Source organism: Erythrobacter sp. JB2-19, from assembly GCF_057365005.1.
Genome location: NZ_CP200290.1, coordinates 2,976,977 through 3,001,002, shown reverse-complemented (window position 1 = coordinate 3,001,002; position 24,026 = coordinate 2,976,977). Strand labels below are relative to the sequence as shown.

Genomic DNA, 24,026 nt, shown 5'->3' with positions numbered 1-24,026 from the left:
GCTATCTTTGCCCTGTGTTTTCGCCCTTTGGAAGCGCAATCTCTGCCCGCAGGCCCGTGACCGTGTCGCCCTCGCGCAAATTGGAAAGTGTCAGCGTCCCATCGTGCTGCTCAGCAATGGCGCGCGCCAGCGTTAGACCCAGACCCGCGCCGCCTGTTGCGCGGTTGCGCGAGGCTTCGCCGCGCGTGAAGGGTTCCATCATCGCCTCAATATCGCTCGGCGGAATTCCGGGACCCGCATCATCGACGCGCAAGATGATCGCTTCACCCTCATCGAGAAGAGAGACCTTCGCGCTCTTGGCGTAGCGCAGGGCATTGGCGATGAGATTGCGCAGCGCCCGCTTTAGCCATGTGACCTGCGCGCGCGCCACCAGGCGCGGAGGATCTTCGAGCGTGATCGGCTCGCCCAGGTCCTCAAATTCTTCAGCAATGCTGGTTGTCAGCGCCGCCAGATCGACATCTTCAAAACCGTTGTTCACCCGGCCGACCCGGGCCAGCACCAGAATGTCATCCAGCGTCTTGGTAATGTCTTCAATGCTGTCCGCCATGCGCTCGCGCTGGATATCGTCGGGCACACTTTCGATCCGCACTCTCAAAGCCGCCAGAGGCGTCTTGAGATCATGACCAATCGCGCCGAGCATCACGTCTTTCTCGTCGAGCAAGGCGGCAATCCGCGCCTCCATCGCGTTATGCGCCGCGATCAGCCGCCGCATGTCGCCGGGTCCGCGTTCTTCCAGTTTCACCGCTTGATCGGGCTGGCGCGAAAAGTCACCGACCCGCGCTGTAAGTGCCGCCAATGGCCGGGTGATCCGCCGCAGAACGAAATAGAGCAGCGCAAACAGAATGGCGAAGATGACGGCAGTTTGTAGGAGGATCGTACCAATCGCATTGCGCGGTGCGCGCGGCTCTGGGACGCGGGCAATCAGCCATCCGGCCTCATCGGCGCGCTGGATGGCGGCAACCAATATCGGTCGTTCCTCCCATCCCGGTGAGCGCAGGCGAGGCCGATCCTGCATACGCTCTTTTACAAACGGATCATCACCCGCGATCCGCCGCGCGATGATGATATATCCGGCCTCCACATCTTGCTGGGTCAAGACCTCGCGCAGCGCGCTTTCATAATCGGGCAGTCGCGGTTCTTGGGCACCAATTGGAAGCTTTTCGGTGTATTCAATGCCCAGCCTGAATGGCCGCGCAAAGGGACGGCCTCCAGGTCTGCCTTCGCCGTCAGCGCGGCGGTCCCTGATCGGCAATCCGCGTGCGATCCGGTCTGCTCTGCGAGCTTCGCGGCGTGCTGCTCGGCGCACTTCTCTTCCCGCCAGATCTGATCGTCCGCTTTCCGCTACCAGCTGAAACGCCAGCGCACTGACCAGGCCGGTTTCGCGGCGCTGCTCCGCCGCGCGGTACAGCAAGGCGGCGGATATCGCCTGTCCAGCCATCAGGCCAATCGCCAGCACAAGCATCACCTGGCCCAGCAGGCTTTGAGGCAGCAGGTGCTTCATGCGGGCGCATCGGGTGCAAAGCGGGTGACCTGAGCGGCAAAGCGGTATCCTCCACCGCGCACCGTCAGGATCAATTGTGGATCGCGGCTGTCGACCTCGATCTTGCGGCGCAGGCGGCTGACCTGATTATCAACCGCTCGGTCAAATAAATGTGCCTCGCGCCCTTGAACCATGTCGAGCAATTGATCGCGGTCCAGCACACTGCGTGGATGATCGAGCAGAGCGCGCAGCAGCCGAAATTCAGCGGTTGAAATGGGCACGGTGATGCCTTCTGGATCGGTCAGCTTGCGCTTTAGGGGGTCAAGCGACCAACCTTCGAAGCCATAATGGAGATCCTGAGCATCCAAAGGTGCGGCCGGGCCCCGCTGAGCGCGGCGCAGGACAGAGCGGATGCGCGCGACTAGCTCCCGCGGTTCGAATGGTTTCACGACATAGTCATCCGCGCCCAGCTCCAGGCCAACGATCCGGTCGGTCGGCTCCCCGCGCGCGGTCAGCAGGATGACGGGCAATTGCTGGGTTTCGACCATATGGCGGCACAGCGAAAGGCCGTCTTCGCCCGGCATCATGATGTCGAGCAGAACGATGTCGGGCTTGGCCTTGAGCAGCTCCGTGCGCGCGGCAGCGGCGCTTTGCGCTTCGGTGACAGTAAAGCCCTGACCCGTCAGATATTCGGCCAGCGGTTCGCGCAGGGTCGCCTCGTCATCGACGAGCAGGATCGAGGTGTGGGCCGGATCGGTCATAGTCTATGCCATGCGGGAATGGCGCGTGCCGACCCGCTGCGCAACTCGTAAGTGAGCGGCGAGCGGGCCGGGCCTTGTGCTTTGCGCCAATTCGCGGCGCTATCAGCGTGCTCCGCGACGTTCCTGACGCTGAGCGCGGCGGGCTTCGCGGGCAGCCTTGCGTTCTTCGGCGGTTATTGTGCCGGAGCCATCGGCGTCTATCCGGGTAAACCTGGCCTCAATCGCGGCATCAAATTCTGCGCGGCTAACCGCTTGGTCGTTATTGGTGTCGGCTCGGCGCATCATCCGCATCATGCGGTCTCCGCCTCGGCGTCCACCGCGCGCGGCTCTATCGCCTCCGTGCCGCTCACCGCGCCGTGCTTTGCGCGTCTCCTTGGCAGCGGCCATTTCAGCTTGGCTTACGCCGCCGCTGTTGTCGCTATCGAGTCTTGCAAAGCGTTTTTCAGCCCGCTTGGCTCGGCGTTCTTCGCGTTTCGCGTTGCGGGCCTCGCGCGCTGCGGCCATTTCGGCTTTGGACAGCTCGCCATCATTGTTGGTGTCGGCGGCGGCAAAGCGCTCTGCGCGTTTGGTTGTGCGATCTTCTGCGTTCAAAACGCCATCAGAATTGGCGTCCAACCTGGCGAAACGCTCAGCGCTCTTCGCCTTCATTTCCTGCAATGAGACGACACCGTCGCCGTTTGCGTCTGCTTTGCCTTTGCCGCCGTGATGGTCGGCCATAGCAGCGCCTGCGCCGCCAATACCAACTGCCAGTGCCGCAGCGGACAATGTGAGGGTGATCTTTTTCATGCGTATTGCTCCTCGTTGAAGGTCTATCAGAAGAGCCGCGGCGGCGCACTGGCTTGGCTCTTCGCAGGGAGGAAGCGAAGGCCCGCTATTAGCCAGTCCTTGGGGAAGGTTTGGCTTTTTACGCAGGGGTATGTCGCTCTATGCGTCCACCGCGGCTCATAAGACCCCTTCTAAGCCGTGCATGTCGCAGGATTATCTCGGATCGCCGCCAAATTGTCGCGCTTTGTATCAGTCACACGTGACTGTTCATCTCGCCGACAGTCTGCGGCTATGGCGCAAGCTCAACGAGTGCGGTGCTCAGTTCCCTCTCCGGCGGTGATGAAGATCGCGGTCGCTTCGCTGGTCACGTCTGCAGTGTGCCAGACGCCCGGCGGATTGATCGCATATTCACCGGCAATAAGCGGCACTTTTGCTATCTTCCCATCGGGAAACTCTTGGGTCAGCACCATCTCCCCAGTGGTGCAAATCACCACTTCGCTGCCCCTTGGATGCATTTCCCACACGTCCCAGCTTTCAGTAAAGCTGTGCTGCGAGACGAGCCGTCCTTCCGGACCGTCCTTGCCATGCCGCGCGCCATAATCGGCATACCATTCCATGCCAGAAAAGGGTGGCTGTGGATGTGAGCTTGCGCCCAACCCCAGATGGATAAAGCTATCGCTCAATTTGCGCGCGGTCATGATGGGTTCCTCCGGCTGAATTTAGCCGCCTTGGGTCATGCAAAAGACGTTGAGCTTATTGCCGTCAGGATCGCGGAAATAGCCCGCGTAAAAGCCATCATCGCCGCGCGGCCCCGGAGCGCCTTCGTCGCTGCCGCCCTTCGCCATTGCCACATCATAGACAGCCTGCACTTTTTCCGGGCTATCAACCTGCAATGCGACCATCGTACCATTGCCTGCGGTCGCTTCTTGCTCGTCAAATGGCTTGGTCGCGGCAACGCCCGGTGCGCCGCCCATCGAGCCCCAGGCGATGAATGTCTCAAATTCCATCATGCGGCCAACGCCAAATTGCTCTGCAATGGCGTCGTAAAACTCCGCTGCGCGCGGCAGATCATTGGTGCCCAGGGTTACATAGCCGATCATGATTGTTCCTCCTCAAAATGCGCGCATCGGCCCAGCACCAATACGACTCGATGAATGGAACATTACAGGAACAAAGAGAGGATCGCAAGCGCTCTAGATTAACGTTTGCATACCGCCGGTTAGAGCGGTGCGCATTCCCGCTCCAGCCACGCAAGGTCTTCGCCATCCAGCTGCGGGGCAAGCAAAGCGCGCACTTGATCGTGATAGCCGTCGACCCAGGCAATCTCACTTTGTGTCAGCAGCGCCTTGTCGATCAGCTTGCGATCCAGCGGCACGAAAGTAAGCGTTTCAAACCCCAGATAGGTGCCCTCCGCCTGCTCAATCTGGCGTTCCTCGACCAGCACCAGGTTCTCGATCCGAATGCCAAAGGCGTCGGGCTTGTAATAGCCCGGCTCGTTGGAGAGGAACATGCCGGCATGCAGTTCGTGCCCTGTCCCAGCCTGCCCGCCCGACGGCTTCGCAATGCGCTGAGGCCCTTCGTGCACGGCGAGGAAGCTGCCGACACCATGGCCGGTGCCGTGGGCGTAATCGACGCCTGCCTCCCACAGATATTGCCGCGCGAGCGCATCCAATTGCCCGCCGCTGGTGCCCTGTGGGAATACAGCTTTAGCGATCTGGATATGCCCTTTAAGAACGCGCGTGTTGCGGTCGCGCATTTCCTGGCTTGGTTCTGCGCTGCCATCGGCTGTTCCGATCCACACCGTGCGGGTGATATCGGTCGTGCCGTCGGAATATTGCCCGCCGGAATCGACCAGATAAATGCTGCCGGGCGGTATGGCGATATTGCTGTCTTCATCGACCTTGTAATGCGGCAGCGCGGCATGACCAGCGGCGGCTGAGATGGTGTCGAAGGAAAGATCGCGCAAACCCTCATGCTCGCGGCGAAATTCTTCCAGCTTCGCTGCCGCAGCCAGCTCGTCCACCTCGCCGCTTGGCGCGGTCACCTCCAGCCAGCGCAGGAAGCGGGCAACCGCCGCCCCGTCACGCGCCTGCGCGTCGCGGTGGCCCTGCTGCTCGACCGGGTTCTTGATCGCTTTGGCTAGGATCGTCGGGTCGGCTTTCAGCGCCACTTTCGCGCCTGCTTTGGTCAGGGTTTGGGCAATGGCCGCCACGCCGAAATTGGGATCAACGCTCACGCTCTTGCCGCCCATTTCATTCAGTGCCGCGCTGAATTCATCGCGCGCGCGGATCGTGACCGCATTGCCCAGATGCTGAACCAGCTCCGGAGTGACTTTTTCAGGCGCAATAAACAACTCCGCGTGGCCATCAGCATGAGCGATCAGATAGGACAATGCCACCGGCGTATGGGTCACATCCTGTCCGCGAATATTGAGCAACCAAGCGATCGAATCGAGCGCCGATACCACCAGCGCATCATGGCCATTCTCTTTCAGCCAATCGGCGATTTGCGCGCGCTTTTCCGCCGAATTGGCGCCCGCATGGATATCCTCGTGAACAATCGCGGGGGCAAGCGAGGGTTCTGGCTGATCCTGCCACACGGCATCAATCGGATTGCTGCTGGTCGCGACGAGTTCCAGCCCGTTGGCTGTGAGCTGTGCGCCGGTCTGCTTCGCCCAGCCTGCCGTATGCAGCCATGCGTCATAGCCGATTTTTGCGCCCTGTTCAGCGTTACTAGCCAGCCATGCGGCGAAGTTGTCACCCGGAATGCTGCGATATTCGTAGAGCGCGCCGTCGACCTGATCGCGGACTTGCACCGTATAGCGACCATCCACGAACATCGCGGCATGATCCAGAGTGACGACCGCAAAACCGGCCGATCCGCCGAACCCGGTGAGCCAGGCAAGCCTCTGAGCATAGTCGCCAACATATTCGCTCATATGTTCGTCAGAGATGGGCACGACAAACCCGGTAAGATCGCGGCGTTTCAACTCCTCACGCATGGCGGACAGGCGGGCTTCATGGGTTTGCATCAGCATTTGGTCGTTTCCTAACGGGGCGTGCGCTTGCGACGCGCAATTGATCGGCTATGACAATAGCATAGTTTGCAGCGCGCGGTATTTAAAGCGCTGCGATAATTTGGCAAAGGATCGGCTCAATCCATGGCAAGCACTGGTGCGTCCTCGCTTTCGAGCGTGTCAGCCTGCGAATTCACGCTAGCCATCGCGCTGGCCGCTCTGCCGATCCAATCCGCCCAGGCAATGACCCAAGAGGACCAACCCAACGTGACCAGTGAAACGGGCCAGACGGCCCCCACCTCTCCGCCGATTGCGGAAAAGCGCGAACACACATTCACCCATCACGGGATCACGGTTTCTGATCCCTATCACTGGCTCAAAGACCAATCCTATCCGGTGATCGATGATGAGGATGTGCTGGGTTATGTGAAGGCCGAAAACGCCTGGTTTGAGGCAAATATGGGCTCGCAGGCGGGCGTCACCGAGGCGCTGTTCACCGAAATGCGCGCGCGTATCAAGGAAGACGATAGCACGGTTCCGCAAAAGGATGGCGACTACCTCTATTGGTCAGAGTTTGAAGAGGGCGCGCAGTACCGCAAGCATTACCGCAAAGCGGTGGCCGATGGGGATGCGGCGGAGGCGCAGCTCATTCTAGACGAGAACGTGCTGGCCGAAGGGCTGGAATATTTCCGCCTTGGCGCGGCTTCGATCAGTCAGAATGGCCGTTTCCTCGCCTATTCCACCGACACCAGCGGAGCGGAACGCTACACCGGGCGGATCAAGGATTTGCAGACCGGCGAATTGCTAGATGACGAAATCCCCAACCTGCGCAGCGGCCTGACCTGGGTCGCGAATGACACTGCGCTGGTCTACGGCCCATCGAGCGAAAATTGGCGCACGCTCGAGGCGAAATTGCACGTCATCGGAACGCCATCGGAAGAGGACGTTGTGCTCTACAAGGAAGCCGATGAGAGCTTCTCTGTCGGCACCGGCCTGACCGCCCAGGAAGACTGGCTGGTGATTGCCAGCGGCGACAATGAAACCAGCGAAGTGCGCCTGGTGCGTGCGGACAATCCGACCGGCGAGCAGATCCTCGTGAAGGCGCGGCAAAAGGGCGTCGAATATTCGGTCGATGTGCGCGATGGGGAGCTGTTCATCTGGACCAATGATGAGCACATCAATTTCCGCCTGGCAAAGGCGAGCATCGATGCGCCGGGCACTTGGGAAACGGTGATCGCGGGCTCAAACGAGTTTTACCTCACTGATTTTGAGCTGTTTAAGGATTTCTTCGTGACCGAGGGGCGTTTGAACGGCCTCGATCAGATCCAGCTACGGCAATATGACGCGCCGACGGTGGTCAAGCCAATCGCCTTTCCCGAGGCTAGCTATTCAGCGGGGCTGTCCAACAATCCCGAATATGATGTGTCGACCCTGCGCCTGTCATACGAGAGCATGATCACACCGGATTCGGTCTATGACTATGACGTGGCGAGCGCTGACCTCACACTGCTCAAGCAGCAGGAAATCCCAAGCGGCTATGACGCCAGCCTTTACGCAACAGAGCGGCTGGAGGTTGAGGCCCGTGATGGCACAATGGTGCCGGTCAGCATCGTCTACCGCAAAGACCGTAAGGATCTGCTCTCGACGCGAGGCGTAGAAGGCCCCGGCCCGCTCCACCTCTATGCCTACGGTGCCTATGGCTATGCCGTGCCGCCGGGCTTTTCGACCACGCGCCTCAGCCTGGTTGATCGCGGCTTTGCCTATGCCATCGCCCATATCAGGGGCGGCGATGACCTGGGGCGGCGCTGGTACCTTCAGGGCAAACTGAATGAGCGCACCAACACCTTCAACGATTTCGTCGATGTGGGCCGTGGCCTGATTGCTCAGGGCTACACCGCAGAGGGTAAAGTTACCGCCAGCGGCGGCTCAGCAGGCGGCGAATTGATGGGGGCGATCATCAATCAAGACCCGGCGCAATATGGCGCCATTGTCAGCCACGTGCCGTTTGTCGATGTGCTGAGCACCATGCTGGATGAAAGCCTGCCTTTGACCCCCGGCGAATGGCAGGAATGGGGCAATCCGATTGAGAGCAAGCAGGCCTTTGCCTATATCCTCAGCTACTCGCCCTATGATCAGGTGAAGGCTCAGGATTACCCGCCGATGCTGGTGACAGCGGGCCTCAATGATCCGCGCGTGACATACTGGGAACCGGCCAAATGGGTTGCCAAGCTGCGCGACACAAAGACCGATGACAACATTCTGCTGATGAAGACCAATATGGGCGCCGGGCATGGCGGCCAATCGGGCCGGTGGAATTCCTTGCGCGAAACGGCCGAAGAATTCGCCTTCATCCTGTGGCAGATGGGGATGACAGACGAAGCAACTGATAAGGCAGGCAATTGAGCGGCGAAGTGACTGGAAAGTTTGCCCGCACCTTCACTGCTGAGCCGCAGCATATTGACGAGCTTGGCCATGTGAACAATTCGGTCTGGGTCCAGTGGATCCAGGACCTTGCGACCGCGCATTGGGAAGCGGCGGCTGATCCCACTCATGTTGAGGCGTTCTTCTGGGTCGTGATCCGGCATGAGATTGACTACCGAGGCAATATTGCCAGCGGCGAGAGCTGTGAGGGCACAACCTGGATACCCGACCCGCCCAAGGGCGCGAAGTCCGACCGTCTTGTTGAGTTTCGCGATGCCAACGGCAAAGTAATCGTCGCGGCCCGCACCACATGGGCGATGCTGGAGCGCGCGAGCCAGCGCCTGGCCCGCGTGCGCCCAAAAGTCATCGCTCCATTTCAAATCAGTGAGAATTCATGACCAACCTGCTTTTTGAATCTTTGACGCTGCCCAATGGCACGATCCTGACCAACCGTATTTGCAAGGCGGCGATGGAGGAGAACCTTGCGGTCCAGCCTGGCCAATTGCCGGGCGAGAAGCTGTTCAGCCTCTATCAGCAATGGGCGGATGGCGGCGCAGGTTTGATCCTGTCGGGTAATGTCATGGTTGACCCATCCGCGTTGACTGGGCCGGGCGGCGTTGTCCTGCAAAAGGGCACTGATCTTGCCCCGTTCAAACACTGGGCGACACAGGCCAAATCAGGCGGCGGTCAATTCTGGCTCCAGATCAGCCATCCGGGCCGTCAGCTTTATAAGAACATGGGAGAAACCGCTGTCTCGCCATCGGGTGTGGAGCTTAACCTGGGCAAATTCTCTTCTCTATTTGCGCCGGTGCGCGCGCTCGAAACGGATGAGATAGCTGCGATCATCGCCCGCTTTGCTGACACAGCGGAGCTGGCTGAGGCCGCTGGGATTGACGGGGTTCAGATCCACGGCGCGCATGGTTATTTGGTTAGCCAGTTCCTCTCTCCGCTGACCAATCAGCGCAGCGATGAGTGGGGCGGCAGTCTGGAAAACCGGGCGCGCTTTCTGCTCGCAATCGTCGATGCTGTCCGCGCGCGGGTGAGCAAGGGCTTTGGCGTCGGAATTAAGCTCAATTCCGCTGATTTTCAGCGCGGCGGTTTTGAATTTGAAGATGCTCGCCAGGTGGTCCAATGGCTCAAAGGGCGCGGGATCGACTTTGTTGAGCTGTCCGGCGGATCCTATGAAAGCCCGGCGATGCAGGGCAATCCGCAAGAGGAGGCGCCCAGCACTTCAACCGAAAAGCGCGAGGCCTATTTCGTCGATTTTGCCCGCGATATTGCCAAGGTCGCGGACATGCCGATCATGGTGACGGGCGGGATTACAAAGCTGGACGTGGCAGAGGCAGCGCTGGCGCAGGACGAGAACGGCTTCGGTGTCGAGTTGCTCGGCATTGCCCGCGCGCTGGCTGCTGATCCAGCTTTGCCTAAACATTGGCAAACTAAACAGAATGCGGATGTGAAATTGCCAGAGGCCAATTGGTCGAACGATACGCTGAAAGCGCTGGCAACAATGGCGCTTACCAAGGCGCAATTGGAAAGTATGGCCAAGGGAAATCCGGCAGGGAATGGCGGCTGGCCTATTCGGGCATTGCTGGCCGATCAATGGCGCGCGGCGCAGCGGGCAAAGCGATATCGCGCTTGGCGAGCATCGACGGCTGCTGGTTAGGCAGCGGTTTTTTCTGCGCTTCTCTTGGGTGAGCCTGCAAACAGGGTCAGACGCTCATAATTCATGCGGTTGCGGCCAGCGGCCTTCGCTTCGTACAGCAGCATGTCGGCGCGGGCGTACATGTCATCAAAGGTCATCATGGTCGTGTCATGGCGCGGCAATTCGATCAGCCCCATGCTGGCGGTGACTGGCATATCCAGCCCCTCAACCTGATGCATAATTCGCACCGGGATCGCTTCACGAAAAGCCTCCGCGCGCTGGCGCGTGTTCTTGCCGCGTAGCAGGATCACAAATTCCTCGCCGCCCAGGCGCACCGCAATCGAATCGCGGTTCTCGCCGCCGCGAATTGCATCCGCGCAGGCTGTTAGGGCAGCATCGCCAGCCTGGTGACCAAACCGGTCATTGACTAGTTTGAAGCGGTCGAGATCAAGCAAAGCGAATGTGTCAAACCCTTGCTCGCGCAGATCATCGAAGCGCGTTTCCACCGCGCGGCGATTGAGCAGGCCGGTGAGCGGATCATGTTCTGACAAATGTGTGAGCTCGCGCGCATCGCGCAGGGCCCGGTCACGCTCGCGGCGGATTTGTAGGAAACGGTCCGCCACACCCAAAGCTGTGCCAATGCCCTCTGACAGAATGCCGATATAGAAAATTGGCAGCGCGTCTTGTTGCACACCCAGTGGGAAGACATGGGTCACAATCTGGATGAAGGTCGCCAAGAACATGGGCGCCCAACCGAACACCTGGAACTTCACCGAACGACTGCCCCGGCGCCAGGCATCAACCAGGGCCATGACCAGCACGATGATCGGTACGGCCATGCTGAATGAATGGAAATTGCCGCCAAGGGGGCGAAGCACATCCAAGGATGCCGCATGGATGATGCTGACGGCGACGGTCCAAACTGCTGCATAAGGAATGATGCGATGGAGCTTGGCCGAGATCTTGCCCGGTTCAATGAAACTGCGGGTGAACATCAGCGCGACCGCCACACCCAACCCCATGCTCATGATCAGGCCGATGCGCAAAACCTCGGCGCTCATGGGCATCAGCAGGCCAAACAGATTGGCCCGCGTCGCGATCATGATGGCAAACACAACTGAAAGAGCAATGTGCCAAGCGAGGAAGGACTGGCGCAGCACCATCAAAAATGCCCCGTCGAGCGCGATCGGGATCAGCAGCACGCCGATCAAGGCGGCCAATGCAAGCAAGGCAGCGACGTCGCCCTCACTGAGGCCAGGAGCTTCTTCAATCAGCTTGGCCCGGGTGAGGGTTGGGCCATGACCATTGCCAGTGAAGGCCGCCAGCACTTGGCGCGGCGGCACGTTGCTGCCCGGCAGGTCCGTGTAAATGTACGGAGAGCCGATCGCGCTGTGCATATCGGCGAGCGTTTTCGTCTCATATGTCCAGCGACCGTTGGCGTCTTGCACCGCCAGATCGAGTTGATCGAAATGGCCGAGCCGTGTGTAGAGCACTTTGGGTGCGGTCTCGCCCTCAGCGATATCGAACCGCAAAGTCCAATCCCCGCCAGCGGGCTCATTGGTTAAGGGTTCGCAATTCCAGTTCTGCTCGGTGTTGGCCGCTGCGTTAACTTTTGGAGTTTGACCCGATGCGTCCACCAACACACCTGAGACAATGCACGGCGCACGCGTTTCTGCCGCTGCAGCGGGCGACATGCCCAGTGCGGCCGTCAGCGCGAAAATCAGCGCCAGAAGAAGATCGTTAATACCCACCCGTGTCACGAGATGTTAACTACGGTAAAACTCCTTAGAGCAGGTTAAAATCTTGTAAGAAAATCCGACGTTTTTCGCGCTGTGACAAATGCTTCCAAGTATTCGCTCTGAGGCTCTTGGTCAGGCGATGCGGGTCGTGTGGCGCCGGTGAGCCGTACGGTATCGCTGCAATGTTTGGCCTGTTGAAAAGTTATGGCAGCGATTGTCACTAATCCGTCGCATACCGGTCATAGAGGCGTCTCGAATCTGCAAAGGTTGGGGAATCCAATGACACGTAAAACTTCACTTATTGCACTCGCTGGCGCCATGGTGGTTTCCACCCCTGCCAGCGCTCAAGACGGCGGCGATCTGCGCGAAGAAATGGCGCAAATGCGCGCGCAAATGGCCGCAATGGCGGCCAGAATTGATCAGCTCGAAGGTGAGCTGGAAGAGGTCGAAGCGGAGGCCGTGGCGGCGAAAGCCGAGGCTAAGTCCGCCGGAACGGCGATCGCGGCTGTTCAGGAAACTCAGCAAGAAGACGATGGAACCACCATTGCCTTTAAAGGGGCGCCAGAGATCAAAGGCAAAGGCGGTTGGAGCTTCAAGCCACGTGGTCGTTTGCAATATGATGCGGGCTTTGTGAACGCGCCGGACGGTGCCACCGGCAATGAAGGCTTTGGCAGCGAAGCGCGCCGAGCGCGTTTGGGTGTGTCGGGTTCAATTCCCGGAGGCTTTGGCTACAAAGTGGAGGTTGATTTTGCCGGAAGCGATCTAACCGTCACCGATGCGATTATCACGTATAAGGATGACGGCCTTAAGATCAGTGCTGGCCATTTTAACACCTTCCAAGGTTTGGAAGAACTCACCAGCAGCGTCCACACAACTTTTCTAGAACGTGCTGCCTTTACCGATGCGTTTGGTTTTGAGCGCCGCGTCGGGATTGGCGCGGAATACAACGCGGGTGATGTCTTGCTGCAAGGCGGGGTGTTCACTGACAATATGGATGATCTCTCCAATCAAAATTGGAGCGTGGATGGCCGGGCGGTGTTCATGCCCAAGGTCGGCGATACACAGCTGCACTTTGGCGGCTCGCTGCATTACAACAGTCTCGAAGACGGCAGCACGGTTCGTTATCGCCAACGGCCACTGGTCCACTTCACCTCTGACCGGTTCATAAGCACTGGCAATTTTGCGGCGGAAAGTGAGTTGGGCGTTGGGTTAGAGGCTGCGGTACTTGCTGGGCGTTTTCATGCACAGGCTGAAACTTTCTGGCAAACTGTCGACACCCCGCTGGCGGCCTCCGATCCGACATTTTTTGGCGGTTATGCGAGCGTTGGTTATTACCTGACCAAAGGGGATACACGCGGGTACAAGAGTGGGGTCTTTGGCCGCTCTAAGCCAGCGAATCCGGTTGGTGAGGGCGGCTTTGGATCGCTTCAGCTAAACCTCCGTTATGACTATTTGGACCTTAATGATGGGCCGATCCTGGGCGGTCAGCAAAACGGCTATTTCGTCTCATTGGCTTGGAAGCCAACCGATTACACCATGCTGCTCGCAAATTACGGTCGCCTGCAGTACAATGATGCGGTCTTGCCAACGGCCACGGGTGATACGTCTTACGGCGTGGATTCCTTTGGCATTCGCGCTCAGATCGACTTCTAATTACGCGGCGGCGGCATGGCGGGGTACGCTCTGCGTTTCGCCTGTTGCTGTCATAAGCATGTCACAAAGGCCGCATAGCGCGCCCATGAATTCTTCTATCAAGGACTATCCTGATGAAACTCACTAAAACAATTGCAATCTCTCTTATGGCTTCGGTCGCAGTCGCTGGTTGCAGCGAAGGCGCTGGTGGTGGCGGTGCCCGCGATCTCGATCCGCGCTGTTGGCTCGTCGACGGTCTATCCATTTGCCAAGCAAGTGGCAGAGAGTTTCGCTCGCTCGAACCCTGACTACAAATCACCATTGATCGAATCCACCGGTTCTGGCGGCGGCATTAAGCTGTTCTGCGGCGGTGAAGGCGCCGACACACCCGACATGGTCAACGCATCACGCCGTATGAAGGTCAGTGAATTTGAGACCTGCGCATCGAACGGTGTTAATGACATCATCGAATTGCAAGTTGGCCTCGACGGGATTGCGTTTGCCGCTGCGCAAGACGGCATCACGCTGAACCTCACACCAAGGATCGTTTACGAAGCGCTGGCAAAAAGCCCATATGGCGGCGAGCAAACAGCCAAGACCTGGGCCGATGTTGATCCATCGCTGCCTGCTGAGCCGATCCTGGTTTACGGCCCGCCATCAACCTCTGGCACGCGCGACGCGCTGAAAGAATTGGTGCTTGAGGCTGGCTGTGACAGCAATCCAGAAATGGAAGCACTGAAAGCGGAAGATAAAGACAAACATCAGCAGGTTTGCACCGAAGTGCGCAGCGACGGTGCCTATGTTGACCAGAGCGAGCAGGACAATCTGATCGTTCAAAAGATCGAAAATGATCCCGGTGCGGTCGGCGTGTTCGGCTTCTCTTACCTCGAAGAGAACGCCGACAAGGTCAAAGGCCTGCCGATGAACGAAGTCGATCCGACATATGACAACATCGCCAGCTTTGCTTATCCTGGCGCGCGTCCGCTCTATGTCTATGTGAAGAAAAACCACATGAGCGCGATCCCAGGCCTCGACCTGTACCTGGCTGAATGGGTGAAGAACTGGAAGGCTGACGGTCCGCTCGCCAAGATCGGCCTGGTCGCATCGCCAGCCGACGTGATGGCGGCGAACGAAGCGCGGGTGACCGACCTTCTGACACTGACCAAGGCTGAGCTGGAAGCGCCAGCGGCCGAGTAATCAGCGATAGAATTTGCGTGAGGGCGCGGTCTGGCTTGATGCTGGGCCGCGCCTTTGCTTTTGGCAGTTCTACAGCGTCGCTCAGGTGGGCCGTAGTCGCCCTTTGTAATGGACCAGATCGCCGATCAGCGGCAGGGCCATGGCCACATCGAAAATGAAGTCTTCGCCATCCTGGGTCTCGCTGGCCTTTACGCGCGGCGCGAGCATCATCGGCATGGGAATGCCAAAGGCCGTCCAGCGCGTGATCTGCATTTCTAATCCTTGTTCGCTGACAGGCAGATCGAAAGTGAAACGCAATGGGCCAAAGCGTTCGGTCAAATGGCCGTCCACCTCTGCCAGAACGCTGTGAAACCGGCGTCCACTGAAATCGCGGATCCATTTTTCGCGGCCATGATCCTCGCGAAATTCAAGGTGCAGCTGGTGTTCTCCCGCCTCTGGAAAGCGGATGATGGCGGCAATCAGCCGAGCGACAATGTTCGTCCCGCGAGTGACCGTGGCACTTCCCTGCGCACCGGCGTCTCCGCAGAGCATATGTAAGTCTCGCACTGCCTTGGGTAGGCGCTCGAAGTTATCGCCGAGCACTCTTTTGTAGAGCGCAACGTACGGGACCGCGCTAGTGCTCGTCTCCAGGTCAAGCTCGCTGAACAGCGGCTCAAACTGAGCAAGCGTCAGCTCTTCATGGGCCGCTCTTGCACCAGCGGTCACCTTTGCACCTGCCAATGCGTTGGCTAGCAATTGCGCGGCGAAGACCGGGATCTCCGGGCCGTTTCCATCCTTGGCGATCAGATGCCATGCGCGTTTCTCAAACCCGTCGGAGCCTTTTACGCACGCGCGCACCGTCATAAAGCTGTTGCCGTCGGAAAATGGCTGGGTGAGTTTTTGCAGCGGCAGCAATAGCCTGCGCAATCCGACCAAAGAACGCAGCCAGCCCCAGCGCACCGTCCAACTGAGCAGCCACATGGCAACCACCTGGAAGCCGAACTCCGGCCCGGCGCTAAACCGTGTCGCCGGCTTTCCGGGTAGAGAGGCGGGGACGAGGTCAAGATCGGGCACATCCGCCAGAGCCACCAGCCGCGAGATACGCGTGCCGTCCTTAGTCTTCAGTCCTATTCGTTCCACCTGCTGCCAGCCATGCGAGGTTCCCCACCGCTGCCCCTGCCAGATGCGCAGCTTCTGACCCACGTAAGACAGGATCGCCGATGCGACCGAAGTGCCCGCGCTGGCCTTGTCAGAAGCGCTAATCGCCATATCGACCCGCGTCACCGCCTCGCAGTCTTGGGTGAGATCGCGCAGCACCGCGCTAGACAGCGCGGGAACGCTGGAGGCTCCTGAAATCACCGCCACGCCCGCGTCCCGTGCTCGCGCATCCATCGCGCTGATGCCGGTTACAAATGCGCGCGCATCAGCAAGGTCGAGATAATGCACCCCGAGTGCGCAGCAGGCCTCAGGCACCTTGTAATCGCTGTCTTGAAAGGGGCCGGCTGCATCGATGAGGAACAAGGGGGTGTGAGCCTCCAAGCATGGGGCAATGTCACCGCCGCGATCGAGCCGAATTCCTTTGGCGGACTGCAATGTGCTGGCCATTGCATCAGCTTTCTCGGTGCTTCTGCCAGCGATGATGAGGTGCCAACCGTCTACGTCCAATCGCCGCGCAAGCCGGGCCCCAAACCCGCCATAGCCGCCGATTATCACCGCTGTCTTCACAGCATGCGGTCCCGCAAATGCTCCGGCGGCAGCCAGCAGGTCTCGCGCTTGCCAAAGATCTTATAGCGGTTGCGCGCAATCAGGCGGTAAACCGGATCGCGCATCGCGCGCGGGAATATGCGCAGCACTTTTGCCGCCTTCCACGGCCAGCCAAGCCCTTCGTAAATGGCGATCACTGCGTCGCTGTCGCGCCGGGCATGCGCGCCTTCAAGCACGATGATTGTGTCGGGATCGCTGGGGTCAATGTCGAAACGCCTAAACAGATCGGCGCCAACATCACTTTGCATGGAGGCGAGGCGAAAATGAGCCGTGTGGTCAAATTTTAGAACGAACCGCGCATTCGCCGAACACAGCACGCATTCGGCATCGAACAGGATGATTGCGTGGTTCCGCTCGCCCGGCTGCATGGTTTCATCGGGCATGGCCAGCCGCCTTAGATCGGGTTGCCGTCCTGATCGCGGTAAATCTCGCGCCGACCGACGTGGTTCGCTGGGCCGACCAGACCTTCGCCTTCCATCCGCTCGATCCATTTCGCTGCCGTGTTGTAGCCGACGCCCATTTGCCGTTGCAGCCAGGAACCGCTGGCCTTTTGCGCTTCAAACACTGCCTGGCAGGCCTGGCGATACTTGCGCTCGGCCGGATCGTCGCTGGCGGTCATCTCGTCTTCAAAGGCAAATCCGCCGCCGTCTTCAGGTTCCTCGGTGACCGCATCGACATAGTCAGGCTTGCCCTGAGCGCGCCAGAAGTCAGCCACCGCTTCAACTTCTTCGTCCGAGACAAACGGACCGTGGACCCGGATCATCGCGCCGGTGTTTGGCTTATACAGCATGTCGCCTTTGCCCAGCAGTTGCTCTGCGCCTTGCTCGCCCAGAATGGTGCGGCTGTCGATGCGGCTGGTGACCTTAAAGCTGATGCGGGTCGGCAAGTTGGCTTTGATCACGCCGGTGATGACGTCGACCGATGGGCGCTGGGTCGCCATGATCAGGTGAATACCGGCCGCGCGCGATTTCTGGCTGAGGCGCTGGATCAGAACCTCGATCTCTTTGCCGACGGTGACCATCAAGTCGGCTAGCTCGTCGACGATCAGCACGATCAGCGGCAATGGTTCATAATCGAGCTGCTCCTCTTCATACAGCTCTTCACCGGTTTCTGGATCAAATCCGGTCTGCACGCGGCGGCCCAGCGGCGTGCCCTTGGCCGCAGCCGCGCTCACCTTCTCGTTGAAATTGCCGATATTGCGCGAGTTGACCGAGGACATCATGCGATAACGCCGCTCCATCTCCTCAACCGCCCATTTGAGCGCCCGCACGCTCTTGTGCGGCTCTGTCACGACGGGTGAGAGCAGGTGCGGAATGTCGTCGTAGCTGGCCAGCTCCAGCACCTTGGGATCGATCAGGATCATGCGGCATTCCGCCGGCGTGAAGCGGTAGAGCAGCGACAGCAGAATACAGTTGAGACCAACCGATTTACCAGAGCCGGTGGTGCCTGCGACGAGCAAATGCGGCATCGCGGCAAGGTCGGCGATGATCGGCTCACCGGCGATGTCCTTGCCCAGAATCATCGGCAATGCGCCCTTGCTTTCGGCAAAGTCCGCGCAGGCGGCGAGCTCTTTCAGCATCACCATTTGCCGGTCTGCGTTAGGCAACTCAATGCCCATTACGGTCTTACCGGGGATCGGCGAGACGCGGGCTGAAATGGCCGACATGTTGCGCGCGATATCTTCGGCCAGGCCAACCACACGGCTGGCCTTGATGCCCGGCGCAGGCTCCAGCTCGTACATGGTGACGACGGGACCAGTGCGAACGGCAGTGATCTCGCCCTTCACATTGAAATCGTCGAGGACGTTTTCGAGCAGGCGCGCATTGCGCTCCAGCGCCAGCTTGTCGAGCCTGGGCGCGAAGTCCTCTGGCGGCGGGGTGAGGAGATCTAGGCTGGGTAGATCATAGGTCGCGAACATATCGCGCTGCTTTGTTTTGGCCATGGCCGCGCGTTTTGGCGGGGCAGACGGATCGGTGATTTCCGGCGCGCGGCGCGGGGATGGCTCAATGACCGGCTCGGCCTTGTCCTTACCCTTGGCTTTGGCCTTTTTCGGCTCACTGGACAGCTTGGGCAGCGACAGGTCAGGCCCGTCGGGCAGGCCCCCAAAGCCGGGCACGCGCGCCAGCAATTTGCCGCGTACAAAGTCTGGCAGGGTCAGCAGCGCCCGCCAATCAATCGCGAAGATACGCGTGAGCAGCGCGACACCGGCGGCGAGTGAAGCGAGCGCTAGACCCAAGATGACCCAGCCTTGTGCACCTTCGCCGAACCTTCCAGCCACTGCCTCGATGGCGGAGGCTCCAAGTAAGCCCGAAACGCCGCCCAATTGTGCGGGCAAAGTGCCGCCCGTCCCGTCAAAGGCGAGCGACAGCACAGTGGATAGCAGGACCATTGCGATCAGCAGCAGGCCAGTGGGCAGCCACCAACGCGTGGTCTCTTCTTCATCGCCGTTTTCAACATCGAGCCACAATTTGCGCGCCGAGATATAGAGCAGCGGCAAGAGCAGGATCGCGGTCAGGCCAAATGCGAACAGAACCCGGTCGGCCGCCCATGCGCCCCACACACCCATCCAATTGCTGACTTCGTTGGCCGCAGCGGCGGTTGAGGGGCTGGGATCGGTTTGGGTGTAGCTGGCGAGCGAGAGCGAGAGAAAGCCGAGCGTCCCGATCAGCGCGGCCGCGCCTGTCATCTGCGCAAAGCGGCGCATCGACCGGCGGAAAGCTGCCCGCCAGTCTGGATTGGCTTTTCTGGTGTTGATGGCCCGTGTCGCCATATTCTCGCGTCCTTTGAATTGGTCGCCCAAGAATCGCAGAGCGAGGACTCGGGGTCAAGCCAAGAGCGATAGTACGGTGAAACTGGCTGGTTTGGATACACGCACTCCACCCTTTCACTCGGATGTTTTCCGAAGCTGATCCGGGTGGAAGGGTGGAGGGTGCGGGCGGTAACGGTCCTCTTACAGGTAGCTCAGGAAAGCCCGTCGATCGCGGCCCAGCGCACAGAATGACTGTGCCACGCTAGCCGCTTTGCACGCTGAGCATTCATCCCTCCCAATGCGATTACAGGCGTATGGGAATACTGGCTAAGGCTCTGAAAACGAGTGGTTCCAAGCACTTTGCCGCCGGGATGAGAGCGGGTTGGGAACACCGGTGAGAGTAGCACAGCATCCGCGCCAAAGCGGTTCGCAAGGCCAATTTCACGCAGGTCATGTGCGGTGGCGAGATGCAGCATGTCTGAGCGGCGCGGGGTCAAAGATCGGACCGGACCGTAAATGCCATCTGCGCCCCATTCCCGCGCGGTCAGCGCGCTATCGGCTAAAATGACCACATGTCCGCGCGCCTTGGCAACCTTGCGCAGCGCGCGAAATCGCTCCCACCGGGCTGGGTCGCCTAAATGATAATGGCGATAGATAAACCCGCTGCCGCCCGGCAAGGCGCGCAGGGCCTGCTCCAGCCCAGCATCATTGCGCGCATCAGAGATGAGCCACAAATTGGGCAAGCCGGCAGCGATGGTCTGGTGTGACGCCATGGCTCCGCTATAGCGCGGGCAAAGGACAAGACGATATGGAATTAGCTCAGACACCGCTTGGCGAAGTGCAGGCCAAAATTGCCAAGATGTGCAAGATTGCGCGGCGTGAAGCTCAGGATGTCACCCTGATCGCAGTCAGCAAAACCCATCCGGCAGAGCGGATTGTGCCGCTGCTGGAGGAGGGGCAGCGTGTGTTTGGCGAAAACCGCGTGCAAGAGGCGCAGGATAAATGGCCCGCATTGCGCGCGCAATATCCCGATGTGGAGCTGCATCTGATCGGGCAATTGCAATCGAACAAGGCGGAGGATGCGGTGGAATTGTTCGACTGTATCCATGGGCTTGATCGGGCAAGCCTGCTGAAAGCTCTGGCCAAGGCGATGGACAAGACGGGCAGAAAGGTGCCGTGTTTTATCCAGGTCAATATTGGCGCGGAAGAGCAAAAGGGCGGCTGCGCCATTGCCGATGTACCGGATTTGCTCGCCAAGGCGCGCGAGGCGGGCATTCCGGTCGCGGGCCTGATGTGCTTGCCGCCTGCCGGCATCGAGCCTGCGCCGTTTTTCGCGCTGCTCCATAAGATTGCGCAGGACAATGGCCTTGCGGGCCTCTCCATGGGGATGAGCGGCGATTATGAGACGGCGGTCCAGCTGGGCGCGACGCATGTGCGGGTAGGCACGGCCCTGTTCGGTGCGCGTGGGGGCTAAGGCTCGATGAGTGCCGCAGCGCCTGATGATCTTGCCGAGCTAAAGGCCTTTGGTGCCGACTGGCTGGAACCTCTTGGCGCGGTGGCGGATGTTCGTTTTGAATATGCATCCTTCGAGGAATGCTTCGATGCGCCCAGCGTGATTGCGGACAGGTTTGTCGCTCAATTTGGCTTCAAGCAAATCGGCTTCAATTGGGAGATGCTTGATGCGAGCGCGGATGCCAGCGGAGCAAGAGCGGCGCTTACAGTCATGTCCGACGCGTTTGAGCGCGAGATGGTGCAGCGCCAACAATGGCTAGGCGCAGGGCGCGCGGGAGCCTGCGCAAATGCGTTCATCAACGCCTTTGAGTCTGCGCATCGCACGATCCTGAGCAATCGGTTTGATGGATTGTGGAACCCGATTTCTGATGCGACCTTTGAATGGGCTTTTGTCGGTTTTGATAGTCGCAAGATCGCGCTGCTATTGGTGATGGCAGACGGTTAGTTTGGTTTGATTAGGCCCAGCCACCCGCTCCCTCCACCCTTCCACCCGGAGCCTACCGGGATACCATCCGGGTGGAAGGGTGGAGGGAGCGGGTGGCTGGGGTCCGCAGAGCAAACCACCCTCAAACCTTCTCCAGCTGGCGCTGTTTCTCATCGCTTGCCGCCTCTAGCAGAGCGCTGCGAATTTCATTCAACCGCTCTGCCGCCTTGACCTTCGCACCGGTCAAATCAGTCACATAGAACGTATCCACCACCCGCTCCCCATATGCGGTGATATGGGCCGAATGGACGATCAGGTTCGACTGATAGAGCGCATGGGCCAAGCGGTTGAGCAACGCCGGGCGATCGCGCGCGGTCACCTCTATCAGGGTGAAGCGGCCAGAGGCATCGTTGTCGAAATTGACCCGCGGAGCGACGGAAAACGCCTTTGACTGGCGATGCGGCAGCGGGCGGGCGGCCAGTTTCGGCACCAAAGAGGTCTTGCCCGTCAGTGCGTCTGTGATCGCTGTCTTCAGGCGCGCAATTTGTGTGTCTTCGCTGAACGGCTGGCCATGTTGATCCTGAACCAGGAAATTATCGACGGCATAACCACTCTTCGCGGTGTGAATGCGGGCATCAATAATGTTTGCACCGGCCAGATGGATGCCGCCGGCAATACGGTAAAACAGGCCCGCATCGTCGGCCGCGATCACACTGACGAGGGTCGCGCCGCGCTGTTCATAGACTTCGCAATGGATCGAGAGATGGTCTTCAACTTTGCGGGCCACATCATATTGAACCAGGTTGAGCGCGATGATGTCCACCGGTTCAGCGATCCAATAGGCATCGCTCAGCAGATCGCCGACTTCCTCGACCAACGCCGATTTCTCGCCCAGCAATTCGCCCGCCGCTGCTTTCTTGGCAGCAACGCGTTCCTTGCGGCCATGCCGCATATGGCCAAGCCGCAGGCGCTCTTGCGCCCCGTCAAACAATTCGCCTAGCAGCTGGCCTTTCCAGCTGTTCCAGGTGCCGGGGCCAACCGCGCGAATGTCGACTGCGGTCAGGATCGCCAGATTGCGCAGACGCTCCAGGCTTTGCACCTCCGCCACGAAGGTTTCGATGGTCTGCGGGTCGGTGAGGTCACGCTTTTGCGCGGTGGAGCTCATCAGCAGATGTTGCAGCACCAGCCACGCGACCAACTCTGTCTCTTCTTCATCCAGGCCAAAGCGCGGGCACAGCTCTTCGGCGACTTCTGCGCCCAGCACCGAATGATCGCCGCCTCGTCCCTTGGCAATGTCATGCAGCAGCACCGCGACATACAGCGCGCGGCGCGATTTGAGCTTGTGAATGATCCGCGTGGCGCGCGGGTGGTCGTCCTTCAGCTCGCCCTTTTCGATCTTGTTGAGCAGGCCAATCGCGCGGATCGTATGTTCGTCGACGGTATAGTGGTGATACATGTCGAACTGCATCTGAGCGTTCACCCGGCCAAAATCGGGGACGAAGCGGCCAAAAACGCCTGCCTCATTCATCCAGCGCAATGCCGTTTCAGGATCATTGCGGCCGCCGAGCAGCGACAGGAACAGAGCATTGGCGCGCTTATCCCGGCGGACTGCGCGGTTGATCAGGCGGCTGTCACGGTCGGCCTGGCGCATGGTTTCGGGATGAACCTCAAGACCCTCCGCTTCCGCCAGTTGGAACAGTTCAATCAGGCGGACCGGATCATCGCGGAACCATTTGTTGGTCGGGGCCTTAATCTTGCCGCCAAACACGGTGTAGCCTTTGAGCGTACGAGATTTTTGACCCCAGCCTGCAAAAAAGCCGCTGGAGGCGCGTTTCTTCGCGAACTTCTGATCCAGGTGAGCCAGGAACACGCCGGTCAGGCTGCCCACCCTTTTTGCCTGCAGGAAATAGAACTGCATGAAGCGTTCAACCGCGCTCTTGCCTGGCCGATCGGCAAAATTCATCCGCTCTGCTACCTGCCGCTGCAGGTCAAAGGTCAGCCGATCTTCAGCTCTGTCGGTAAGATCGTGCATGTGGCATCGCACCGCGAGCAAGAATCCTTCTGCGCGGCGGAAACTGCGATATTCTTGGCTAGTCAGCAGGCCGACATCGACCAGATCGGCGGCATTGCGGGCGCGGTGAATATATTTGCCGATCCAATACAATGTTTGCAGATCGCGCAGGCCGCCTTTGCCCTCTTTGATGTTCGGCTCCACGACATAGCGGCTGTTGCCCATCCGCTTGTGCCGCTCGTTGCGCTCGTCGAGCTTTTGGGTGAGGAATTGCCGCTCGCTGCCGCTGACAACCTCGCTCCAGAAACGGGTGCTGAGCTGGTCATAGAGCGGCTGGTCGCCCCAGATGAAGCGCCCTTCGAGCAGAGCGGTGCGGATCGTCAGATCCTCCTGGGCCATGCTCATCGTGTCGGCAATGGTGCGGCTGGAATGTCCGACCTTCAGGCCCAAATCCCACATCAGATAGAGGATCGCCTCAATCACCTGCTCGCACCAGGGCGCGCGCTTCATCGGGGTGATAAAGGCGATGTCGACATCGGAATGCGGCGCCATTTCCGCGCGGCCATAACCGCCGACCGCCAGGATTGAGAGACGTTCCGCGGTGGTACGGTTGGCGACGGGATAGACATGGCTGGTTACGTAATCGTGGATCACGCGTACCAATTGATCGACCAGAAAGGCATGGCCCGCGACGCATTCGTGCCCGGCGGAGGGCTTTTGTTTTAGCCGTTCAGATAGTTCCGCGCGGCCCGTGTCCAAGGCGCTGCGCAGCGTCTCGACAATCTGAGTGCGCCCATCGGCCCCGCGCTCCTCAGCGAGAGCAGTGACCTGCTCTGCCAGAGCACGGCGATCGATGATCGCGCGCTGTCGAGGCACGCGCGGCGTTTTCGCAGGGCCGGGCACAGCCGTCATGCTCTATGCAGCGTGCCCG

At 59.7% G+C, this 24,026-nt stretch carries 18 protein-coding genes and 1 pseudogene; 7 read left to right on the top strand and 12 right to left on the bottom strand.

Annotated features, from left to right (window positions below):
• Position 1: 1 nt before the first annotated feature.
• From AC0V6O_RS14350 to AC0V6O_RS14325, 6 genes are all read right to left on the bottom strand, one after another.
• Positions 2 to 1,501 (bottom strand): sensor histidine kinase, encoded by a 1,500-nt coding sequence (locus AC0V6O_RS14350; protein WP_486145063.1) that lies wholly within the window; start codon positions 1,499 to 1,501, stop codon positions 2 to 4.
• A complete protein-coding gene (locus tag AC0V6O_RS14345) occupies positions 1,498 to 2,241 on the bottom strand; it encodes a response regulator (RefSeq protein WP_486145061.1) in 744 nt (247 codons plus the stop codon). Before AC0V6O_RS14345 ends, AC0V6O_RS14350 begins: the two co-directional genes overlap by 4 nt.
• Positions 2,242 to 2,343: 102 nt before the next feature.
• A complete protein-coding gene (locus AC0V6O_RS14340) occupies positions 2,344 to 3,027 on the bottom strand; it encodes a hypothetical protein (protein WP_486145059.1) in 684 nt (227 codons plus the stop codon).
• Between the two features lie 281 nt (positions 3,028 to 3,308).
• Positions 3,309 to 3,704 (bottom strand): cupin, encoded by a 396-nt coding sequence (locus AC0V6O_RS14335; protein ID WP_486145057.1) that lies wholly within the window; start codon positions 3,702 to 3,704, stop codon positions 3,309 to 3,311.
• A gap of 21 nt (positions 3,705 to 3,725) precedes the next feature.
• On the bottom strand, positions 3,726 to 4,106 hold the full coding sequence (locus AC0V6O_RS14330; RefSeq protein ID WP_472639962.1) for a VOC family protein: 381 nt from the start codon (positions 4,104 to 4,106) through the stop codon (positions 3,726 to 3,728).
• A 119-nt stretch (positions 4,107 to 4,225) separates the two neighbouring features.
• A complete protein-coding gene (locus AC0V6O_RS14325) occupies positions 4,226 to 6,043 on the bottom strand; it encodes an aminopeptidase P family protein (RefSeq protein WP_486145054.1) in 1,818 nt (605 codons plus the stop codon).
• Positions 6,044 to 6,265: 222 nt separating this feature from the next.
• On the opposite strand from AC0V6O_RS14325, the gene AC0V6O_RS14320 reads away from it, so the two are divergent.
• The 3 genes from AC0V6O_RS14320 to AC0V6O_RS14310 are packed head-to-tail and all read left to right on the top strand — an operon-like array spanning position 6,266 to position 10,109.
• The gene (locus AC0V6O_RS14320) at positions 6,266 to 8,425 is read left to right on the top strand and encodes a S9 family peptidase (RefSeq protein ID WP_486145650.1); all 2,160 of its coding nucleotides are present in this window, start codon (positions 6,266 to 6,268) and stop codon (positions 8,423 to 8,425) included.
• 8 nt (positions 8,426 to 8,433) lie between these two features.
• Positions 8,434 to 8,841, top strand: coding sequence for an acyl-CoA thioesterase (locus tag AC0V6O_RS14315; protein ID WP_486145052.1), 408 nt, complete (start codon positions 8,434 to 8,436; stop codon positions 8,839 to 8,841).
• The gene (locus AC0V6O_RS14310) at positions 8,838 to 10,109 is read left to right on the top strand and encodes an NADH:flavin oxidoreductase/NADH oxidase family protein (protein ID WP_486145050.1); all 1,272 of its coding nucleotides are present in this window, start codon (positions 8,838 to 8,840) and stop codon (positions 10,107 to 10,109) included. The genes AC0V6O_RS14315 and AC0V6O_RS14310 overlap by 4 nt, the downstream gene beginning before the upstream one ends.
• Here AC0V6O_RS14310 and AC0V6O_RS14305 read toward each other — a convergent pair.
• Positions 10,106 to 11,782 (bottom strand): sensor domain-containing diguanylate cyclase, encoded by a 1,677-nt coding sequence (locus tag AC0V6O_RS14305; protein ID WP_486145048.1) that lies wholly within the window; start codon positions 11,780 to 11,782, stop codon positions 10,106 to 10,108. The genes AC0V6O_RS14310 and AC0V6O_RS14305 overlap by 4 nt on opposite strands.
• A gap of 324 nt (positions 11,783 to 12,106) precedes the next feature.
• On the opposite strand from AC0V6O_RS14305, the gene AC0V6O_RS14300 reads away from it, so the two are divergent.
• Both AC0V6O_RS14300 and AC0V6O_RS14295 read left to right on the top strand, forming a co-directional pair.
• A complete protein-coding gene (locus AC0V6O_RS14300; RefSeq protein ID WP_486145046.1) occupies positions 12,107 to 13,480 on the top strand; it encodes an OprO/OprP family phosphate-selective porin in 1,374 nt (457 codons plus the stop codon).
• 113 nt (positions 13,481 to 13,593) lie between these two features.
• Positions 13,594 to 14,656 (top strand): annotated as a pseudogene (locus AC0V6O_RS14295) (substrate-binding domain-containing protein).
• An 81-nt stretch (positions 14,657 to 14,737) separates the two neighbouring features.
• Here the strand turns inward: AC0V6O_RS14295 and AC0V6O_RS14290 are convergent.
• The 4 genes from AC0V6O_RS14290 to AC0V6O_RS14275 form a co-directional block, all read right to left on the bottom strand.
• Complete coding sequence (locus AC0V6O_RS14290; protein ID WP_486145044.1) at positions 14,738 to 16,360, bottom strand: saccharopine dehydrogenase family protein; 1,623 nt, start codon at positions 16,358 to 16,360, stop codon at positions 14,738 to 14,740.
• A complete protein-coding gene (locus tag AC0V6O_RS14285) occupies positions 16,357 to 16,782 on the bottom strand; it encodes a thiol-disulfide oxidoreductase DCC family protein (RefSeq protein WP_486145042.1) in 426 nt (141 codons plus the stop codon). The genes AC0V6O_RS14290 and AC0V6O_RS14285 overlap by 4 nt, the downstream gene beginning before the upstream one ends.
• An 11-nt stretch (positions 16,783 to 16,793) precedes the next feature.
• Positions 16,794 to 19,169, bottom strand: a complete 2,376-nt coding sequence (locus AC0V6O_RS14280) for an FtsK/SpoIIIE family DNA translocase (protein ID WP_486145040.1) — start codon at positions 19,167 to 19,169, stop codon at positions 16,794 to 16,796.
• A 191-nt stretch (positions 19,170 to 19,360) separates the two neighbouring features.
• On the bottom strand, positions 19,361 to 19,921 hold the full coding sequence (locus AC0V6O_RS14275; RefSeq protein WP_486145038.1) for a thiamine phosphate synthase: 561 nt from the start codon (positions 19,919 to 19,921) through the stop codon (positions 19,361 to 19,363).
• A gap of 35 nt (positions 19,922 to 19,956) precedes the next feature.
• Here AC0V6O_RS14275 and AC0V6O_RS14270 point away from each other — a divergent pair, with 35 nt between their 5' ends.
• Together AC0V6O_RS14270 and AC0V6O_RS14265 are read left to right on the top strand one after the other, a co-directional pair.
• The gene (locus AC0V6O_RS14270; RefSeq protein WP_486145036.1) at positions 19,957 to 20,622 is read left to right on the top strand and encodes a YggS family pyridoxal phosphate-dependent enzyme; all 666 of its coding nucleotides are present in this window, start codon (positions 19,957 to 19,959) and stop codon (positions 20,620 to 20,622) included.
• 6 nt (positions 20,623 to 20,628) lie between these two features.
• The gene (locus AC0V6O_RS14265) at positions 20,629 to 21,105 is read left to right on the top strand and encodes a hypothetical protein (protein WP_486145034.1); all 477 of its coding nucleotides are present in this window, start codon (positions 20,629 to 20,631) and stop codon (positions 21,103 to 21,105) included.
• Positions 21,106 to 21,226: 121 nt separating this feature from the next.
• Here AC0V6O_RS14265 and AC0V6O_RS14260 read toward each other — a convergent pair whose 3' ends face one another.
• Positions 21,227 to 24,007: a [protein-PII] uridylyltransferase gene (locus tag AC0V6O_RS14260; protein ID WP_486145032.1), complete on the bottom strand. Its 2,781-nt coding sequence runs from the start codon at positions 24,005 to 24,007 to the stop codon at positions 21,227 to 21,229.
• Positions 24,008 to 24,026: the final 19 nt, after the last annotated feature.

Coding starts and splice junctions, on each gene's coding strand:
- AC0V6O_RS14350 (WP_486145063.1), bottom strand. CDS start 1,501: ATGAAGCACCTGCTGCCTCAAAGCCTGCTGGGCCAGGTGATGCTTGTG.
- AC0V6O_RS14345 (WP_486145061.1), bottom strand. CDS start 2,241: ATGACCGATCCGGCCCACACCTCGATCCTGCTCGTCGATGACGAGGCG.
- AC0V6O_RS14340 (WP_486145059.1), bottom strand. CDS start 3,027: ATGAAAAAGATCACCCTCACATTGTCCGCTGCGGCACTGGCAGTTGGT.
- AC0V6O_RS14335 (WP_486145057.1), bottom strand. CDS start 3,704: ATGACCGCGCGCAAATTGAGCGATAGCTTTATCCATCTGGGGTTGGGC.
- AC0V6O_RS14330 (WP_472639962.1), bottom strand. CDS start 4,106: ATGATCGGCTATGTAACCCTGGGCACCAATGATCTGCCGCGCGCAGCG.
- AC0V6O_RS14325 (WP_486145054.1), bottom strand. CDS start 6,043: ATGCTGATGCAAACCCATGAAGCCCGCCTGTCCGCCATGCGTGAGGAG.
- AC0V6O_RS14320 (WP_486145650.1), top strand. CDS start 6,266: ATGACCCAAGAGGACCAACCCAACGTGACCAGTGAAACGGGCCAGACG.
- AC0V6O_RS14310 (WP_486145050.1), top strand. CDS start 8,838: ATGACCAACCTGCTTTTTGAATCTTTGACGCTGCCCAATGGCACGATC.
- AC0V6O_RS14305 (WP_486145048.1), bottom strand. CDS start 11,782: ATGTCGCCCGCTGCAGCGGCAGAAACGCGTGCGCCGTGCATTGTCTCA.
- AC0V6O_RS14300 (WP_486145046.1), top strand. CDS start 12,107: ATGACACGTAAAACTTCACTTATTGCACTCGCTGGCGCCATGGTGGTT.
- AC0V6O_RS14285 (WP_486145042.1), bottom strand. CDS start 16,782: ATGCCCGATGAAACCATGCAGCCGGGCGAGCGGAACCACGCAATCATC.
- AC0V6O_RS14280 (WP_486145040.1), bottom strand. CDS start 19,169: ATGGCGACACGGGCCATCAACACCAGAAAAGCCAATCCAGACTGGCGG.
- AC0V6O_RS14275 (WP_486145038.1), bottom strand. CDS start 19,921: ATGGCGTCACACCAGACCATCGCTGCCGGCTTGCCCAATTTGTGGCTC.
- AC0V6O_RS14270 (WP_486145036.1), top strand. CDS start 19,957: ATGGAATTAGCTCAGACACCGCTTGGCGAAGTGCAGGCCAAAATTGCC.
- AC0V6O_RS14265 (WP_486145034.1), top strand. CDS start 20,629: ATGAGTGCCGCAGCGCCTGATGATCTTGCCGAGCTAAAGGCCTTTGGT.
- AC0V6O_RS14260 (WP_486145032.1), bottom strand. CDS start 24,007: ATGACGGCTGTGCCCGGCCCTGCGAAAACGCCGCGCGTGCCTCGACAG.